Origin of the sequence: Modestobacter sp. NPDC049651 (assembly GCF_040659695.1) — a bacterium.
GTDB lineage: Bacteria > Actinomycetota > Actinomycetes > Mycobacteriales > Geodermatophilaceae > Modestobacter.
In genome coordinates this window covers 228,897-245,401 of record NZ_JBFAOG010000001.1, presented here as the reverse complement: position 1 = coordinate 245,401, position 16,505 = coordinate 228,897, and the positions used below count along the sequence as shown (strand labels likewise).

The window sequence follows — 16,505 nt, the reverse complement described above, 5'->3', positions numbered from 1 at the left end:
AGCATGGAGAAGGACCCCGTTCCCCCCCACTCCTCGTCCCTCGGCGCGGGCCCCTGGAACGGGGCCGCAACCCATCCCGACCGCGACCGGCTGCTCGAGCTGGTCACCGAGCTGGCCGTGGTCCACGGCCGGGTCACGCTGTCGTCCGGCCGCGAGGCCGACTGGTACGTCGACCTGCGCCGGGTCACGCTGCACCACGAGGCCGCCCCGCTGGTCGGCCGGGTGATGCGCCAGCTCACCGGCGACCTGGCCTACGACGCGGTCGGCGGGCTGACGCTGGGCGCCGACCCGGTCGCCACCGCGATGCTGCACGCCGCGGCCGAGGGCGCGGGTTTCCTGGACGCGTTCGTCGTCCGCAAGCAGGGCAAGGCGCACGGCCTGCAGCGGCGCATCGAGGGCCCGGACGTCGCCGGGCGGGCGGTGCTCGCCGTCGAGGACACCTCGACCACGGGCGCCAGCGTGCTGCAGGCGGTCGAGGCGCTGCAGGAGGCCGGCGCCGAGGTCGTCGCGGTCGCCGTGCTGGTCGACCGCGGTGCCCGCGCGGCCGTGGAGGCCGCGGGGCTCGAGTACCGGGCCGCCTACGAGCTCGGCGACCTCGGCCTCAGCTAGCGGCGGAGCTGCCCTTGTGGCGGCGGGCCTTGAGGAACTCCAACGCCACCGGGATCAGCGAGACGACGACCACGAGGACCGCGAACAGCTCGATGTTGTCGCGGATCACCGCGACGTTGCCCAGCCAGTGGCCCAGCAGGGTCACGCCGCCGGCCCACAGGATGCCGCCGATCACCGAGTACACGACGTAGAGCCGGAAGTTCATCCGCGAGGCGCCGGCCATGACCGTGGCGAAGGTGCGCACGATCGGCACGAAGCGGGCGAGCAGGATGGTGCGGGCGCCGTTGCGCTCGAAGAACGCGTGCGCCTGGTCGACGTACTGCCGCTTGAAGAAGCGGGACTCCTCGCGGTTGAACACCGCCGGCCCCGCCCGGTGGCCGATCCAGTAGCCGACCAGGTTGCCGGCGATCGCCACCAGCGGCAGCACGATGAGCAGCACCCACAGCGGGGCGAGCGTGACGCCCGCGATGCCGCCGGCCGAGACCATCCCGGCGGTGAACAGCAGCGAGTCGCCGGGCAGGAAGAACCCGACGAGCAGCCCCGTCTCCGCGAAGATGATCACGATCAGCCCGATCAGGCCGAACGTGTTCAGCAGGTGCTGGGTGTCCAGGAACGCAGGTGCCGCTTCGATCGCCATCGCAGGGCACGGTACGTGCTGGAGCTGTCGAGGCGGCGGTGCGCGGCCGTCCGGGCGCCCCGGGTGGCAGGCTGCGCCCCATGCGCACCACGAGGCAACGGCTGGTCGTCGTGGGCGGGGACGCCGCCGGGATGTCCGCGGCCGCGCAGGCGCGCCGCCTACGCTCCGCCGGCGAGCTGGAGGTCGTCGTCCTCGAGCAGGGGCCGGACGTCTCGTACTCCGCGTGCGGCATCCCCTACTGGGTGGGCGGGCTGGTGGACGGGCGCGACGACCTCGTCGTCCGGACGCCGGCGGAGTTCGCCGACCGGGACATCACCGTGCACACCGGGACCCGGGCCACCGGGATCGACCTGGCGGCCGGCGCGGTGACCACCGCCGACGGCCGCCGGTTCGGCTACGACCAGCTGCTGGTGGCCACCGGCGGGCGGCCGGTGCGCCCGCCCGTGCCCGGGCTGGACGCCCCGGGGGTGTTCGGCGTGCACCGGCTGGACGACGGCGCCGCGGTCCGGGCCGCGGTCGAGGCGGGCGCCCGGTCGGCGGTGGTGCTCGGCGGCGGCTACATCGGGCTGGAGATGGCCGAGGCGCTGCAGCGCCAGGGCCTCGAGGTGACGGTGGTGTTCGCCGACCCGCTGCCCATGCAGCTGCTGGACGACGACATGGGGGAGCGGGTCTGCGCCGCGATGGGCCGGATGGGCTTCGCCGTCCACCCCGACCAGGCGGTCCGCGAGGTGCTCGTCGACGCCGCCGGCCGGGCCCGCGGGGTGCGCACCGACGCGGGGGAGCACGCCGGCGACCTCGTCGTCCTCGGCCTGGGCATGGGCCCGGAGGTGCGGCTGGCCGACGACGCCGGGCTCGCCCTCGGCCCGACCGGCGCGATCGACGTCGACCACGCCCAGCGGTGCCGGGACCACCCGGAGGTGCTCGCGGCCGGCGACTGCGCGCAGACCACCTCGCGGATCACCGGCGAACCCGTGCACGTGCCGTTGGGCACCCACGCGAACGCGCAGGGCCGGGTCGCCGGGTCGGTCGCGGCCGGCCACCCGGCCCGGTTCCCCGGCGTGCTGGGGACGGCGCTGACCCGGGTCGGCGAGCTGGAGGTGGCCCGCACCGGTCTGTGCACCAGCGAGGCGGAGCGCGCCGGCTTCGCGTTCCGCGCCGACACGATCGAGTCGACGACCCGGGCCGGGTACCTGCCCGGTGCCGCGGAGATCGCGGTCAAGGTGGTCAGCGAGCAGCGCACCGGGCGGCTGCTCGGCGCCCAGGTGGTCGGTGGCCCCGGTGCCGGGAAGCGCATCGACGTCCTGGCCACCGCGATCTGGGCGGGGCTGACGGCCGACGAGCTGGCCGGGGCCGACCTGTCCTACGCACCGCCGTTCGGGCCCACCCGGGACCCGGTCGCGGTGGCCGCGCGGGTGGCCGCCCGCGGCTGAGCGGGGTGCCGGGGGCCGGTTCCGCGCCCCTGGCACGCCACCCGTGATCACCGGGCGCGATACTGACGGCCAGCAGAGCAGCTCACCCCGACGGCAGGAGTGCCCCGCATGCCCATCGCGACCCCCGAGGTCTACGCCGACATGATCACCCGGGCCAAGGAGGGCGGTTTCGCCTACCCGGCGATCAACTGCACGTCCTCGGAGACCATCAACGCCGCGCTGCGGGGCTTCGCGGACGCCGGCAGCGACGGCATCATCCAGTTCTCCACCGGTGGCGCCGAGTTCGGCTCCGGCACCCGGGTCAAGGACATGGTCACCGGCGCGGTGGCGCTGGCCGAGTTCGCCCACGTGGTCGCCGAGCGCTACCCGGTGAACGTCGCCCTGCACACCGACCACTGCCCCAAGGACAAGCTGGACACCTACGTCCGGCCCCTGCTGGCGATCTCCCAGGACCGGGTGGACGCCGGTCAGGCGCCGCTGTTCCAGTCGCACATGTGGGACGGCTCGGCGATCGAGCTGACCGAGAACCTGCAGATCGCCGAGGAGCTGCTGGCCAAGGCCGCGGCCGCCAGGATCATCCTCGAGCTGGAGATCGGTGTCGTCGGCGGCGAGGAGGACGGCGTCGCCCACGAGATCAACGAGAAGCTGTACACCGCCGACGGCGACTTCGTGCACACCGCGGAGGCGCTGGGCCTGGGCGAGAAGGGCGAGTACCTGCTCGCCGCGACCTTCGGCAACGTGCACGGTGTCTACAAGCCGGGCAACGTGAAGCTGCGCCCCGACGTGCTCAAGCGCGGCCAGGAGGTCGTCGCCCAGCAGTTCGGCACCGCGGACAAGCCGTTCAACCTGGTCTTCCACGGTGGCTCCGGCTCCGACCTGTCCGACATCCGCGAGGCCATCTCCTATGGCGTCGTGAAGATGAACGTCGACACCGACACCCAGTACGCGCTGACCCGCACGATCGCCGGGCACATGTTCAGCAACTACGACGGCGTGCTGAAGATCGACGGCGAGGTCGGCGTGAAGAAGCAGTACGACCCGCGCACCTACATGAAGCTGGCCGAGGCGAGCATGGCCGAGCGGGTCGTGCAGGCCTGCGAGGACCTGCTGTCGGCCGGTCAGTCGCAGGGGGCCTGACGGTGACGCACGCGCACGGCAACCTGCTCGGCGAGCCGCCGGCCACCCTGCTGCCCGAGGACCCGGGCACCGCGGGGCTGGCCGCCGGCAGCACGCCGGCCGAGGTCGCGGCCGCGCACCCGACCTCCCGGGCGGCCTGGGCAGCGCTGGCCGAGGAGGCGCTGGCCGGTGGCCGGACCATCGAGGCCTACGCCTACGCCCGCACCGGCTACCACCGCGGGCTGGACGCGCTGCGCCGCAACGGCTGGAAGGGCTACGGCCCGGTGCCGTGGTCGCACGAGCCCAACCAGGGCTTCCTGCGCTGCCTCACGGTGCTGGCCAAGGCCGCCGAGGCGATCGGCGAGACCGACGAGCAGGTGCGCTGCACCGAGCTGCTCACCGAGTGTGACCCCTCGCTGTCCGCCTGACCTGCGGCTTCGAGATGCGGCCCGGCGGACCGTCGCCTAGCGTGAGCGGTCCGCTGACGCCGTCCGGGCGTCACATCGGGAAGTGGGGTGCAGCGTGGTCACGCTCCTCTGGATCCTGGCCGTCATCCTGGTGGTCTCCGGGATCGTCGCCATCGTCCGCAAGCAGCTGCTCTGGGGCATCGTGCTGATCATCGTCGGGCTGCTGGTCGGCCCGGGCGGGGTGAGCATCTTCAACTGACCGGGCCCGGTGGCCACCCGGGGAGCTCCCCGGGTGGCCACCGGGCTGCCGGTCACGGCACCAGGATCGCCCGGGTGCCGGGCAGCCGGCCGCCGTCCAGGTCGTCGAGCGCCTCCAGCGCCGAGGTCAGCGGGTAGGTCCTCGTCGACAGCGTGACCAGCCCCCGGGCGGCGAGCGCCATCAGCTCGCGCAGGTCGGTGTACGAGCCGACCTTGTTCCCGATGACGTTGATCTCCCGGTTGATGATCTCCAGCGTCGGCACGTTGACCGCACCGCCGTAGCCGATCACGAAGTACGACCCGGTGTCCCGGGTGAGCGCGATCCCCTCGGCCTCCGTGCCGTGCTCGCCGACGAAGTCGAACACCACCTCCGCGCCGGTCCCGCCCAGCGCGTCCAGCACCTCGGCCACCGTTCCGTCGCCTGCCTGCACCGTCCGGTGCGCGCCCAGGCTCGCGGCCTTGGCGAGCGCGTCGGCGGACCGGTCGACCACGGTCACCTCGGCCGGGGTCATCGCCAGCAGGCACTGCAGGCCGATGTGCCCCAGCCCGCCGGCGCCGATGACCACCGCGCGGGCGGTCGCGGGCAGCAGTGGCACGGCCTTGCGGACGGCGTGCTGCGCGGTGAGCCCCGCGTCGGCCAGCGCGGCGACGTCCACCGGCTGCAGCCCCTCGGCGAGCTTCACCACCGACCGCGCGTTGGTGCGCAGGTACTCCGCCATCCCGCCGTCCCGGCTGATCCCGGGGAACTCACCGTTCTCGCAGTGCACGTCGTCGCCGCGGCGGCACGGCGGGCAGAGCCCGCAGGTCACCAGCGGGTGCAGGATGACCTTGTCGCCGATGGCGACGTTGCGCACCGCCTCCCCGACCTCCACCACCGTGCCGGCGTTCTCGTGGCCGATGACGTAGGGCAGCCCGACGCCGCTGGCCTCGGCCCACTGGCCCTCGATGATGTGCAGGTCGGTGCGGCAGACCCCGGCGGCGTCCACGTGCACGAGCACGTCGAGCGGGCCCTGCAGGGTCGGCTCGGGGACGTCGTCGATCGACGGGGGCTTGCCGTACCCGTGGACGCGGACTGCCTTCATGCGAGGACCTCCAGGGGGAGCACGGGGCGGGTCGGGCCGGGCGAGGGGATGTCGTCGACGGACGGGCGGGGGGTCTGGTCGGCCTCCGCGCCGGGGTAGCGGGTGCCGAGCAGCCCGCGGCAGAAGTGCGCGTTGCCGTCGACGGAGATGCGCACCGACCGGGCCCGGCGCAGGAACAGCGGTGCCTGCTCCGGTGCCGGGCGGCTGCCGTCGGCGGCCACCAGGACGGGCGCGGCGTCGTCCACCGGCAGGCCGAGGGTGGCCCGCCGGCGCAGCAGCGCGGTGGTGGTCGGCTCCCCGGCCGGCAGGTCGCCGAGGGTGAGCCGGTGCACGTCGGCCTCGGTGCGGGACCGGTCCGCCCGCAGCAGCGCGGTGAGCGCCCGCTCCATCGCCGCGGTGTGCGCCTTGCGGTGGAAGGTGGCGCGCAGCTCGTCGAGCGACTCCTCCGCCTCGTGCCCGAACGTGCCGCGGTAGCCCGCCGCCGCGGCGAGCCCGCGGTTGATCAGGTCGGAGTCGTGGTGGTCGTCGAGCTCGACCACCACCCGCGCGACCCCGGGGACGGCCGCGACCGCGTCGTGCGCGTCCGAGCACATCAGCCAGGCGAAGTTGGGCGCGCAGAACGAGGTCGGCAGCCGCAGGTGCACCTCGACCGTGCCGCCCGTGACGGTCACCGACCGGACGAAGCCCAGGTCGGTGACCGGCTCGTCGAGCTCCGGGTCGACGACGGTGCCCAGCGCCTCGTGCACCCTCGCCGCGGTGACCTCCGGGAGCAGCGTCGCGGTCATCAGCTCATCGCCAGGTCGGCGGCCTCGGGCTGGCGGGGGCCGGTGGCCGGCTCGGCGGCGTCGGGCAGCCGCAGCTGCTGGGGCACGTCGAGGTCGTAGAGCTTCGCCGCGTTGAGGCCGAGCACCTTCTTCTTCACCGCGGTGGTCAGCGGCGCGTACTCGGCCATGTCCTCCGGGATCTGGAAGTCCACGAACCGCTCGACCAGCCACTTCGGCGTCCAGAGCGCGTAGTCGCTGGAGAAGAGGATGCGGTCCTCGCCCAGCCAGTAGACGAGCTCGCCCATGATCTGCGCGAAGTACCGCGGCCGGGTGTGGATGAACGGGATGGCCACCGCCAGGCCCGCGTACACGTTGGGCTCCTGGGTGCCGATCCAGCAGAAGTCCTCCAGGCGCGGCAGCCCGCAGTGCTCGACGATGAAGTTCAGGTCGGTGAAGTCGGTCGCGGCGTGGTCGACGTCGGCGACGTCGAAGGCGTCCCGGTCCAGCGGCCGGATCGTCGGGCCCTTGTGGACGTGGATGTTCCTGATGCCCAGCTCCCGGCACAGCTCGAAGTACCGGTAGGCCATCGGGTCGGTGAGCTTCCAGCCGCGGCTCTCGCCGTGCCAGTCGGCGGTGTAGAGCTTCACGCCCTTGAGTCCGAACCGCTCGGCGTCGGCACGCAGCTGGTCCAGCCCGTTCTCGCCGTCCCGCGGGTCCCACCAGTGGTTGTAGGTGAGCTTGTCCGGGTGCTCCTGGGCCAGCGCGAACGCCTCGTCGGTCTGGCCGAAGCCCCGGTGGTAGAACTCCGCCAGCCGGGCGGGCTGGAAGATCGCGTGGTCGACGATGCCGTCGGCGAAGACGTCGCGCATCAGCCGGTCGCCGCCCTGGTAGAGGTACTCCTCGTAGCCCCAGGTCTCGGACTCCGGGCTGAGGTTGCGGTGGTAGTCGTAGAAGCAGTCGATGAACTGCTTGCCGTGCTCGTTGCGCTGGTTCTCCGGCCGTGCGTCCCACAGCGCGATGTGCGCGTCGACCACGAAGTAGTCCTCGCCGTCCTTGCTGTACATGGGGGCCTCCTCGCCACCGTGCGCCCGCCTCTGGTGCGAGCTGGGTCACACTGCTGCCGACGCTAGGCAGGCCGTCCGGCGCGGGGCAGGGGGCGGGTGTCTCACTTTGAGACACCCCGCCACCCGCGGCGGCCGACGAGCGGATCGTGGCCCCGGTCACAGGACGGGCCTACATTCGCGGGACGCACCGTCGCGTCCCGGGAGGCCGCCGTGCCCGAACGACCCGCCGTCCCCGCGCCGTCCGCGCTGCCCGGAGCCCTCGTCGCACCCCGCAGCCCCGTACGGGTGCGCGCCTCGTGGCAGCGCAGCGAGCGCTACGGCGTGACGCCGGAGGAGGTGCTGGCCGTCCACGTCGACGGCCTGCCGACCGACTCGCTGTTCTACGAGTGCGGCGCGGAGGTGCTGCGCGGGCTGTCCGGGACGCTGGGCGGCGAGCCGGTCGGGCTGCTGCTCACCGATCCGCAGGGGCTGGTGCTGGCCCGCTGGTGCGAGGACACCGCGATCGTCCGCACGCTGGACCGGGTGCACCTGGCGCCGGGCTTCTACTTCGGCGAGGAGACCGCCGGCACCAACGGCCTGGCGCTGGCGCTGGCCGACCGGGTGCCGACCCTGGTCAGCGGCGCCGAGCACTACGTCGCACCGCTGCGGCGCTACACCTGCGCGGCGGTCCCGGTGCGCGACCCGCGGGACGGCGGGCTGGTCGGCAGCATCAACCTGACCACCTGGTCGGACACCTCGTCGGACCTGCTGCTGGCCCTCGCCCAGGCCGCGGCCGGCAACACCGCCGCGCTCATGCAGGTGCGCGGCGGTGGCGGGCAGCCCCGGCCGGCGCCCCGCGGGGAGGTGTTCCACGTGCTCACCGGCCAGCTGCCCGGCGAGGCCGACCCGTGCGTGTCGACCGGCTGGCGGACGGCGGTCGCCGCGGTCGGCGCCGCCGTCACCGCCGGCCGGGTGGTCGCGGTGGTCGGCGAACCCGGGGCCGGCCGCGCCACGGCCGCCTCGCTGGCCCGGCGGGCGGCGGGCCTGCGGGAGCGGCTGCTGGTGGCCCGCCCGCCGGACCCGGCCGACGTCGACGGCTGGCTGGAGCTCTGGTCGCCGGAGCTGCGCACCCCGGACACCGGCGTGGTGCTCGCCGACGCCGACACGCTGCCCACCTGGGCCGCCGAGCGGCTCGCCGCTGGCGCGGCCGGGGCCCGGCGGCCGGCCGGCGCACCGCAGCCGCTGGTGCTCACCGCGTCGTCGTTCACCGCGCTGCCGGCGCCGCTGGCCGCGCTCGCCGACGCGGTGGTGGAGGTGCCCCCGCTGCGCGACCGGCCCGCGGACGTCGAGCCGCTGGCCCGCGCCTTCGCCCGGCAGCTGCGGCACCGGGACGTCGCGTTCACCGACCGCGCCGTCCGGGCGCTGGGCCGGCACGGCTGGCCGGGCAACGTGCGCGAGCTGCGGACGGCGGTGCGGGAGGCCGCCGCCCGCACCGACCTGGTCGACGTCGGGCACCTGCCCGCCGGGGTGGTCAGCGCCAGCAGCCGCCCGCTGGCCCGGCTGGAGCAGCTGGAGCGCGACGAGATCGTGCGCTGCCTGAGCCGCCCGGGGGTCACCGTGGCCGCGGCCGCGGCCGAGCTCGGCGTCTCCCGGGCGACCCTCTACCGGAAGATCGGCCAGTACAAGATCAACGTCTGACCAGCGACGGGCGTGCTCAGCCCCGGCGCCAGGAGTCGGTGAGCCGGACGAGCTCCTCGCCGCCGGCGACCAGCCGGGTGAGGTCGTCGACGGTCACGTCCTCGCGGGTCAGGTTGCCGGCGAGCTGGCCGCGGGCCAGCAGCACGATGCGGTCACCGACCAGGTGCGCGTACTGCGGGCTGTGGGTCACCAGCACCACGGCCAGCCCCTGCTCCCGGGCGGCGGCGACCGAGGCCAGCACCAGCGAGCGCTGGGCGACGGTCATCGGCGCGGTGGGCTCGTCGAGCACCAGCACCCGGGCGCCGAAGTGGAGTGCGCGGGCGATCGCCAGGCTCTGCCGCTCGCCGGCCTGCAGCAGGCTGGCCGGCTGGTCGGGGTCCAGCCCGGTCACCCCGACCCGCTCCATGGCCCGGCGGGTGACCTCCTCGGCCCGGCCGACGTCCAGCCGGCGCAGCGGCCACGCGCCGCGGGTGGGCTCGGCGCCGAGGAAGAAGTTCCGCCACACCGACATCAGCGGCGCGATCGCCAGGTCCTGCCACACGGTCGCGATGCCGGCGGCGCGGGCCTGCTTCGGGGAGCGGAAGAGCACCGGCCGGCCGTCGAGGGCGAGCGTGCCCTCGGTGGGCCGCTGCAGCCCGGCCAGGACGGCGACCAGCGTCGACTTGCCCGAGCCGTTCTCACCCAGCACGCAGCTCACCTCGCCGGCGCGCAGCGGCAGCGACAGCCGGGACAGCGCCGGCACGCTGCCGAACCGCACGGTCAGCTCGCGCAGCTCCAGGACGGTCTGCCCGCTCACGACCGGGGCACCGCCCGCAGCCGCCGCCGGACGACCCCGTTGAGCAGCAGCGCGACCAGCAGCAGCAGGCCGAGGAACACCTGGAACCAGCGGGCGTCCCAGCCGGCGCGCGGGATGCCGATCTGCGCGACGCCGTAGAGCAGCGCGCCGACGCTCGCGCCGACCGTCGAGCCGTACCCGCCCGACAGCAGGCAGCCGCCGATCACCGCGACGATGACGAAGGTGACCTGCTCGTCGAGCCGGGGGGCGACGTGCACGCCGCCGGTGCGCAGCAGGCTCAGGGTGCCCACCAGCCAGCCGGCCGCGGCGGTGCCGAGGTAGAGCAGCACCGTCGTCCGGGCGACCGGCACGCCCAGCTCGCGGGCGGCCCGCCGCGCGCCGCCGGTGCCGAACAGCCCGTTGCCGAACCGGGTGCGCCAGAGCACCCAGGAGGTGAGCAGGGTCAGCCCGGCCCACCACAGCAGCGAGACGTGGAACCGGCCGGCGCCGATCTCGGTGCTGGAGCCGAACAGCCGCCCGGCGGTCTCCCAGCCGGGCGCGCCGGGCAGGCCGGTGATCCGCTCGGAGTGGGTGACGGAGCTGGCCAGGCCGAGGGCGCCGCCCTGCAGCACCAGGAAGGTGGCCAGCGTGACCAGGAAGCTGGGCAGCCCGGTCGCGACCACCAGCAGCCCGTTCACCGCGCCCACGGCGAGCGCCGCCAGCAGCGAGAGCAGCAGCGCCGGCCAGGTGTTGAGCCCGGCGTGCGCGACCAGCAGCGCCGTCACCAGGCTGCTGCCGACCGCGACCACCCCGATCGACAGGTCGAACTGCCCGGCCACCAGCAGCAGCGCCACCGCGACCCCGCCGATGCCCAGGGGTGCGGCGATGTCCAGCACGGTCGCCACCCCCGCCGAGCCGAGCAGCCCGGGGGCCTGCAGCCCGAAGAAGACGGTGACGACGACCAGCCCCAGCAGGGCGCCCGCGCTGGGCCGGGCGAGCAGCCGGTCCAGCAGCCGGCGGCCGGGGGAGCGTCGCTGGGCCGTGCCGGGGAGGCCGAAGGCCGGCAGGTGCTCGGTCACCGGCGGGGACCCCACGGGGTTCCGGCGCGACAGGACGACAGTGCGACCTCCTCCGGCTGCGGGCGGTCTCCCCAGTGTCCACGACGGGCGCGGTGTCGCAGCGCCCAGGGGGACGCCGCGGCTAGGGCCGCAGCCGCCAGCGCACCCGGTCGTCGGCGTACCAGGTCCACTTCGTGACCTCGCGGTCGAACGGCACCCCGTCGCGCACGACCCGGGCCGGCGCGCAGGCCACCTGCAGCGCCCGGCCGGTGGTGCGCCGCGGGAGCCGGAGCAGGCCGGCGCGCACGGTGACCGCGAGCGTGTCGGCCGCCGTCCAGACCGGGCGGGCCTCGATCGACCGCACCAGGCCGTCGCTGACCTTCGCGTCGTCGTGGTAAGCCTGCGCGCCCAGCCGGCGCTCGTCGGTGCCGGGCAACACCCGCCCCGTGGTGAGCAGCACGCCGCCGTGGTCGTCGCGCACCAGCGGCAGCTCCCGCTCGGTGCCGCTGCCCACCCCCAGCGCCTTCGCCAGCGCACGGGACGCGGGGTCGTCGGCGGGGGTCCAGTGCACCGGGACGGCGGGCAGCCGCTCCTTCCGCCACAGCCGGGCCAGCACGGTGGCCAGACCCGGCACCGGGCCCAGCACGTGCACCGCCTCGGCGTCGTCCACCACCGACGCGACGTGCCGCCGCGACGGCGGCTGCGCAGGTGCCAGGCCGCGCAGGTCGAGCTGGGTGACGGGCATGCGGATACCCTGCCACCTGGCGATCCGGGACCGACCGGTGTCGACGTTGACGAGGAGATCCACCCGATGCCGGCAGTCGTGCTGATCGGTGCCCAGTGGGGCGACGAGGGCAAGGGCAAGGCCACCGACCTGCTCGGCGGCCGCGTGCCGTACGTCGTCCGCTACCAGGGCGGCAACAACGCCGGGCACACCGTGATCACGCCCGACGGGGAGAAGTACGCGCTGCACCTGATCCCGAGCGGGATCCTGACGCCGGGCTGCACGCCGGTGATCGGCAACGGCGTGGTCATCGACCCGGAGGTGCTGATCGGGGAGCTGGCCGGGCTCGAGGAGCGCGGCGTCGACACCTCGCGGCTGGTGATCTCCGCCGACGCGCACCTGATCATGCCGCACCACCGGGCGCTGGACCGGGTCACCGAGCGGTTCCTCGGCAAGCGCAAGATCGGCACCACCGGCCGCGGCATCGGTCCCGCGTACGGCGACAAGGTCGCCCGCAACGGCATCCGGGTCGCGGACCTGCTCGACCTGTCGATCCTGCGGCAGAAGCTCGAGGGCACGCTGGTGGAGAAGAACCAGGTGCTGGTCAAGGTCTACAACCGCAAGGCCATCGACGTCGACGAGGTCGTCGAGGAGTACGCCGGCTACGCCGAGGCGCTCAAGCACCGCATCGTCGACACCCGCCTGCTGCTGGGCAACGCCCTCGACGCGGGGGAGTGGGTGCTGCTGGAGGGCTCCCAGGGCACCCTGCTGGACGTCGACCACGGCACCTATCCGTTCGTGACGTCGTCCAACCCGACCGCGGGCGGCGCGGCCGTCGGCGCCGGCGTCGGTCCGACCCGGATCGAGCGGGTCGTGGGCATCCTCAAGGCCTACACGACCCGCGTGGGCTCCGGGCCGTTCCCGACCGAGCTGCACGACCAGTGGGGCGAGTACCTGCGCAAGCACGGCGGGGAGGTCGGCGTCACCACCGGCCGCGACCGCCGCTGCGGCTGGTTCGACGCCGTCGTGGCCCGCTACGCCAGCCGGGTCAACGGGATCACCGACTACTTCCTCACCAAGCTCGACGTCCTCTCCGGCCTGGAGACGGTGCCGATCTGCGTGGCCTACGACATCGACGGCGTGCGGCACGACGAGATGCCGATGACGCAGACCGACTTCCACCACGCCACGCCGGTCTACGAGGAGATGCCCGGCTGGTTCGAGGACATCACCGGCTGCCGCACCTTCGACGAGCTGCCCGCCAACGCGCAGGCCTACGTGCGCCGCCTCGAGGAGCTGTCCGGCGCCCGGGTGAGCGTCATCGGCGTGGGGCCGGGCCGCGACGAGAACGTCGTCGTCCACGACCTGATCGACTGAGGCGGAGTGGATCCGTGCAGCTCAGCTGCACGGATCCACTCCGCTACCGGCGGGGGCGGACGGGGGCGAGGGCCTCGGCGGAGAGGTCGGCGCGGGCGCGGTAGGCGGTCTCGGGCGCGTCGGTGATCACGCCGTCGCAGCCGAGCGCGAACAGCAGCCGGGCCTCGGTCTGCACGTCGCCCAGGCCGTTCGGGTCGCTGCCCGAGCGCAGGTGCCGCGGCAGGAAGAGGTTCTCCGGCCGCAGCGTCCAGGGCGTGATCGTCAGCCCGGCCCGGTGCGCCTGGCTGACCAGGTCGGAGACGCCGTTGAGCGAGCCGTCGGCGCCGTGCAGCAGGACCCGGCCCTTGTGCGGGGCGATCCCCTCGGCGTAGGTGGAGATCTCCCGCAGCCCGGCCGGGGTGACCAGGGCGTCCTGGACACCCTCCTCGTCGACGAGCTGCACCAGCGGCGTGCCGCTGCTGCCGAGGTCGGCGCGCAGCTCGCGCAGCGCCGCGGGCTCGAACGCCATCACGACCACGCTGCCGTCGCGGCGCGCGGCGTCCAGCCGGCGCAGCTCGGCGGCGACCAGCTCGGTCATCGGCAGGCCCTGGGTGGTGAACCAGGCGGGGTGCTTGAGCTCGGCCTGCACGATGACCGGGCGGGACGGGGTCGACCGCCGGCGGGCGATCTCGACCACGTCGGCGAGGGTGAGCAGGCCGAAGCGACCGTCGTAGGCGGTGTTCAGCCGCCGGACGGCGGGCAGCCGCTCGACGGCGCGGAGGGTGCGCAGCTCGGCCAGGGTGAAGTCCTGCACGAACCAGCCGGTCAGCTCCTCGCCGTCGACCTCGTCGGTGCGGCGGCGGTCGGCGAACTCGGGGCGGTCGGCGACGTCGGTGGAGCGGGACAGCTCGGCGTCGTGCCGGGCGATGAGGACGCCGTCGCGGGAGACGACGAGGTCCGGCTCGATGCGGTCCGCGCCGAGGTCGATCGCCAGCTCGTAGCTCGCCGCGGTGTGCTCGGGGCGGTAGCTGGGGGCGCCACGGTGGCCGATGACCACGGGGGAGGAGGCCCGTCGGGACGAGGGAGCGGCCCGCAGGCCGGTCTCGGACATGCCTCCAGGGAAGCCCAACCCGTCGTCCGGTGGGTGAACACGCGCCGACTCCATGGGGACAAATCGGAGGACAGCGCGCTCACCTGCAGACCAGCATGACCCGTGTGAGTGATGTCTCAGTTCCGGGTGTGTCGTGTGCGACCGGGTTGACGGTCCCCGATGGGTGCCGGGCGGTCCGCGTCGCCCGGGTCGACCGCGGCCTGCTGACGGTGCTCGCCGCGGACGGCGAGCAGCGGGTGCGGACCGGCGGCGGCCTGCGCGGCGACGCCGCCCCCGCCGTCGGCGACTGGGTGGCGGTGCGGGGGCAGCTGGCGGTGGAGGTGCTGCCCCGGCGGACGGCGTTCGTGCGCACCGCCGCCGGCCGCGGCTCGGGGCCGCAGGTGGTGGCGGCCAACGTCGACCTCGTGCTCGTCGTCGACTCGCTCACCGGCGCGGCCCGGGTGCGGCGGGTCGAGCGCTACCTCGCCGTGGCCTGGGGCAGCGGGGCCACGCCGGTCGTCGTGCTGACCAAGGCCGACCTGTGCCCGGACGTGCCCGCCGCCGTCGCCCGGGTGGCCGAGGACGCGCTCGGGGTCGACGTGCTGCCGGTCAGCTCGGTCACCGGCGAGGGGCTGGACGCCGTCCGGGCGCTGCTGGCACCGGGCTGCACCGCGGCCATGGTCGGCCCCTCCGGGGTCGGGAAGTCCAGCCTGGCCAACGCGCTGGCCGGGCGCCCGGTCGCGGCGACCGCCGGCATCCGGCCCGACGGCCGGGGCCGGCACACCACCACCGCCCGGGAGCTGCACGTGCTGCCCGGCGGCGCGCTGCTGGTCGACACCCCCGGCATGCGGGAGCTCGCGCTGGCCGGCGAGCAGGGGCTGGACGACGCGTACGCCGACGTCGCCGAGCTCGCGCTGGGCTGCCGGTTCCGCGACTGCGCGCACCGCACCGAGCCCGGCTGCGCGGTCGCCGCCGCGATCGACCGGGCCGAGCTGGACCCGGCCCGGCTCACCGCGTGGCGCAAGCTGCAGGCCGAGGCCCACCGGCAGGAGCTGCGCGCCGACGCGCGGGCCCGGGCGCAGGAGCACGCGCGGGTGCGCAGCCTGCACCGGTCGATGCGCGACCAGCCGAACCGACCGCGCTGGGAGGGCGGCCGGTAGGTAGGTTCGCCCTGTGCGCGTGCTCGTCATCGGATCCGGTGCCCGGGAGCACGCCCTGTGCGTGGCTCTGACCAACGACCCCGCCGTCAGCGCGCTGGCGTGCGCGCCCGGCAACGCGGGCACGGCGGCGGTCGCCGAGCCGCTGGCGGTCGACGTCGCCGACCCGGTCGCGATCGCCGCCCTGGCCACCGGCTGGCAGGCGGAGCTGGTCGTCATCGGCCCGGAGGTGCCGCTGGTCGCGGGTGCCGCCGACGCCGTCCGGGACGCCGGGATCGCCTGCTTCGGCCCGTCCGAGCAGGCCGCCCAGATCGAGGGATCGAAGGCGTTCGCCAAGCACGTGATGACCGCTGCCGGCGTGCCGACCGCGCGGTCCTGGGCGGTCAGCGGGCCGGCCGAGCTCGCGACCGTGCTCGACGAGGTCGCCGCGATCGGCGAGGGCGCCCCGTTCGTGGTGAAGGACGACGGGCTGGCCGCCGGCAAGGGCGTTCTGGTCACCCCCGACCGGGACGCCGCGCACGCGCACGGCACGGCGGTGCTCGACGCCGGCCACGCGCTGCTGGTCGAGGAGTACCTCGACGGGCCGGAGGTCTCGCTGTTCGCCGTCACCGACGGGACGACGGTGCTGCCGCTGCTGCCCGCGCAGGACGCCAAGCGCCGGGACGACGGCGACGCGGGCCCCAACACCGGCGGCATGGGCGCGTACGCGCCGCTGCCCTGGGCGCCGGCCGGCCTGGTCGACGAGGTGCTGGCCGGCGTGCTGCAGCCGACCGTCGACGAGATGCGCCGCCGCGGCGAGCCGTTCAGCGGGCTGCTCTACGCCGGGCTGGCGCTGACCTCCGGCGGGGTCAAGGTGGTGGAGTTCAACGCCCGGTTCGGCGACCCGGAGACCGAGGTCGTGCTGCCGCTGCTGGAGACACCGCTGGCCGGGCTGCTGATGGCCGCCGCCACCGGCACGCTGGCCGACCACCCGCCGCTGCGCTGGCGGGACGGCGCGGCGGTCACCGTGGTCGTCGCGGCGTCCGGCTACCCGGAGCGGCCCCGGATCGGCGACCCGATCACCGGCGCGGACGCCGAGGGCGTGCTGCACGCCGGCACCAGCGTGGGCCCGGACGGGACCGTGCACTCCGCCGGCGGCCGGGTGCTCGCCGTCACCGCGACCGGCCCGGACCTCGCCGCGGCCCGGCAGACCGCCTACGAGCGGGTGGCCGGGGTGCGGCTGGCCGACGCCCACTGGCGGACCGACATCGCGCTGGCCGCCGTCGAGGGCCGCATCGCCGTCGGCTGACCCCCGGCCCGCC

17 protein-coding genes are annotated in these 16,505 nt (G+C 75.0%); 9 read left to right on the top strand and 8 right to left on the bottom strand.

Going from position 1 to position 16,505, the window contains the following annotated elements; all coding sequences use genetic code 11:
• The first annotated feature begins 3 nt into the window (after positions 1-3).
• Positions 4-609: an orotate phosphoribosyltransferase gene (pyrE, locus tag AB0J00_RS01275; protein ID WP_357738988.1), complete on the top strand. Its 606-nt coding sequence runs from the start codon at positions 4-6 to the stop codon at positions 607-609.
• Here pyrE and AB0J00_RS01270 read toward each other — a convergent pair.
• Positions 602-1,246, bottom strand: a complete 645-nt coding sequence (locus tag AB0J00_RS01270; protein WP_357738985.1) for a VTT domain-containing protein — start codon at positions 1,244-1,246, stop codon at positions 602-604. The genes pyrE and AB0J00_RS01270 overlap by 8 nt on opposite strands.
• A gap of 80 nt (positions 1,247-1,326) precedes the next feature.
• On the opposite strand from AB0J00_RS01270, the gene AB0J00_RS01265 reads away from it, so the two are divergent.
• From AB0J00_RS01265 to AB0J00_RS01250, 4 genes are all read left to right on the top strand, one after another.
• Complete coding sequence (locus AB0J00_RS01265) at positions 1,327-2,676, top strand: FAD-dependent oxidoreductase (RefSeq protein WP_357738982.1); 1,350 nt, start codon at positions 1,327-1,329, stop codon at positions 2,674-2,676.
• Positions 2,677-2,784: 108 nt separating this feature from the next.
• Complete coding sequence (gene fbaA, locus AB0J00_RS01260; protein WP_357738979.1) at positions 2,785-3,813, top strand: class II fructose-bisphosphate aldolase; 1,029 nt, start codon at positions 2,785-2,787, stop codon at positions 3,811-3,813.
• A 2-nt stretch (positions 3,814-3,815) separates the two neighbouring features.
• Positions 3,816-4,220, top strand: coding sequence for a DUF3151 domain-containing protein (locus tag AB0J00_RS01255; protein WP_357738977.1), 405 nt, complete (start codon positions 3,816-3,818; stop codon positions 4,218-4,220).
• 94 nt (positions 4,221-4,314) lie between these two features.
• Positions 4,315-4,458 carry a GPGG-motif small membrane protein gene (locus AB0J00_RS01250; RefSeq protein ID WP_357738974.1) on the top strand — a complete coding sequence of 48 codons (144 nt, stop codon included), beginning with the start codon at positions 4,315-4,317 and terminating at the stop codon, positions 4,456-4,458.
• Between the two features lie 52 nt (positions 4,459-4,510).
• On the opposite strand, the gene AB0J00_RS01245 is transcribed toward AB0J00_RS01250, so the two are convergent.
• The 3 genes from AB0J00_RS01245 to AB0J00_RS01235 are packed head-to-tail and all read right to left on the bottom strand — an operon-like array spanning position 4,511 to position 7,367.
• On the bottom strand, positions 4,511-5,539 hold the full coding sequence (locus tag AB0J00_RS01245; RefSeq protein WP_357738972.1) for an NAD(P)-dependent alcohol dehydrogenase: 1,029 nt from the start codon (positions 5,537-5,539) through the stop codon (positions 4,511-4,513).
• Positions 5,536-6,324: an iron-sulfur cluster assembly protein gene (locus AB0J00_RS01240; RefSeq protein ID WP_357738970.1), complete on the bottom strand. Its 789-nt coding sequence runs from the start codon at positions 6,322-6,324 to the stop codon at positions 5,536-5,538. Before AB0J00_RS01240 ends, AB0J00_RS01245 begins: the two co-directional genes overlap by 4 nt.
• Complete coding sequence (locus AB0J00_RS01235; RefSeq protein ID WP_357738968.1) at positions 6,324-7,367, bottom strand: amidohydrolase family protein; 1,044 nt, start codon at positions 7,365-7,367, stop codon at positions 6,324-6,326. The genes AB0J00_RS01240 and AB0J00_RS01235 overlap by 1 nt, the downstream gene beginning before the upstream one ends.
• Before the next feature lie 210 nt (positions 7,368-7,577).
• Between AB0J00_RS01235 and AB0J00_RS01230 the strand changes: the two genes are divergently transcribed.
• Positions 7,578-9,044 (top strand): helix-turn-helix domain-containing protein, encoded by a 1,467-nt coding sequence (locus AB0J00_RS01230; protein ID WP_357738965.1) that lies wholly within the window; start codon positions 7,578-7,580, stop codon positions 9,042-9,044.
• 16 nt (positions 9,045-9,060) lie between these two features.
• Here AB0J00_RS01230 and AB0J00_RS01225 read toward each other — a convergent pair whose 3' ends face one another.
• The 3 genes from AB0J00_RS01225 to AB0J00_RS01215 form a co-directional block, all read right to left on the bottom strand.
• A complete protein-coding gene (locus AB0J00_RS01225; protein ID WP_357738962.1) occupies positions 9,061-9,840 on the bottom strand; it encodes an ATP-binding cassette domain-containing protein in 780 nt (259 codons plus the stop codon).
• The gene (locus AB0J00_RS01220) at positions 9,837-10,898 is read right to left on the bottom strand and encodes an ABC transporter permease (RefSeq protein ID WP_357738959.1); all 1,062 of its coding nucleotides are present in this window, start codon (positions 10,896-10,898) and stop codon (positions 9,837-9,839) included. The genes AB0J00_RS01225 and AB0J00_RS01220 overlap by 4 nt, the downstream gene beginning before the upstream one ends.
• 121 nt (positions 10,899-11,019) lie before the next feature.
• A complete protein-coding gene (locus AB0J00_RS01215) occupies positions 11,020-11,622 on the bottom strand; it encodes a hypothetical protein (RefSeq protein ID WP_357738956.1) in 603 nt (200 codons plus the stop codon).
• Between the two features lie 66 nt (positions 11,623-11,688).
• On the opposite strand from AB0J00_RS01215, the gene AB0J00_RS01210 reads away from it, so the two are divergent.
• Positions 11,689-12,978, top strand: a complete 1,290-nt coding sequence (locus tag AB0J00_RS01210; RefSeq protein ID WP_357738953.1) for an adenylosuccinate synthase — start codon at positions 11,689-11,691, stop codon at positions 12,976-12,978.
• Positions 12,979-13,021: 43 nt separating this feature from the next.
• Here AB0J00_RS01210 and AB0J00_RS01205 read toward each other — a convergent pair whose 3' ends face one another.
• Entirely contained in the window at positions 13,022-14,068 is a 1,047-nt protein-coding gene (locus AB0J00_RS01205; protein WP_357738950.1) for a glycerophosphodiester phosphodiesterase family protein, read from the bottom strand.
• Positions 14,069-14,196: 128 nt separating this feature from the next.
• On the opposite strand from AB0J00_RS01205, the gene rsgA reads away from it, so the two are divergent.
• Both rsgA and purD read left to right on the top strand, forming a co-directional pair.
• Positions 14,197-15,207: a ribosome small subunit-dependent GTPase A gene (gene rsgA, locus AB0J00_RS01200; RefSeq protein ID WP_357738947.1), complete on the top strand. Its 1,011-nt coding sequence runs from the start codon at positions 14,197-14,199 to the stop codon at positions 15,205-15,207.
• Between the two features lie 13 nt (positions 15,208-15,220).
• Entirely contained in the window at positions 15,221-16,492 is a 1,272-nt protein-coding gene (gene purD / locus AB0J00_RS01195; RefSeq protein WP_357738944.1) for a phosphoribosylamine--glycine ligase, read from the top strand.
• Positions 16,493-16,505 lie beyond the last annotated feature (13 nt).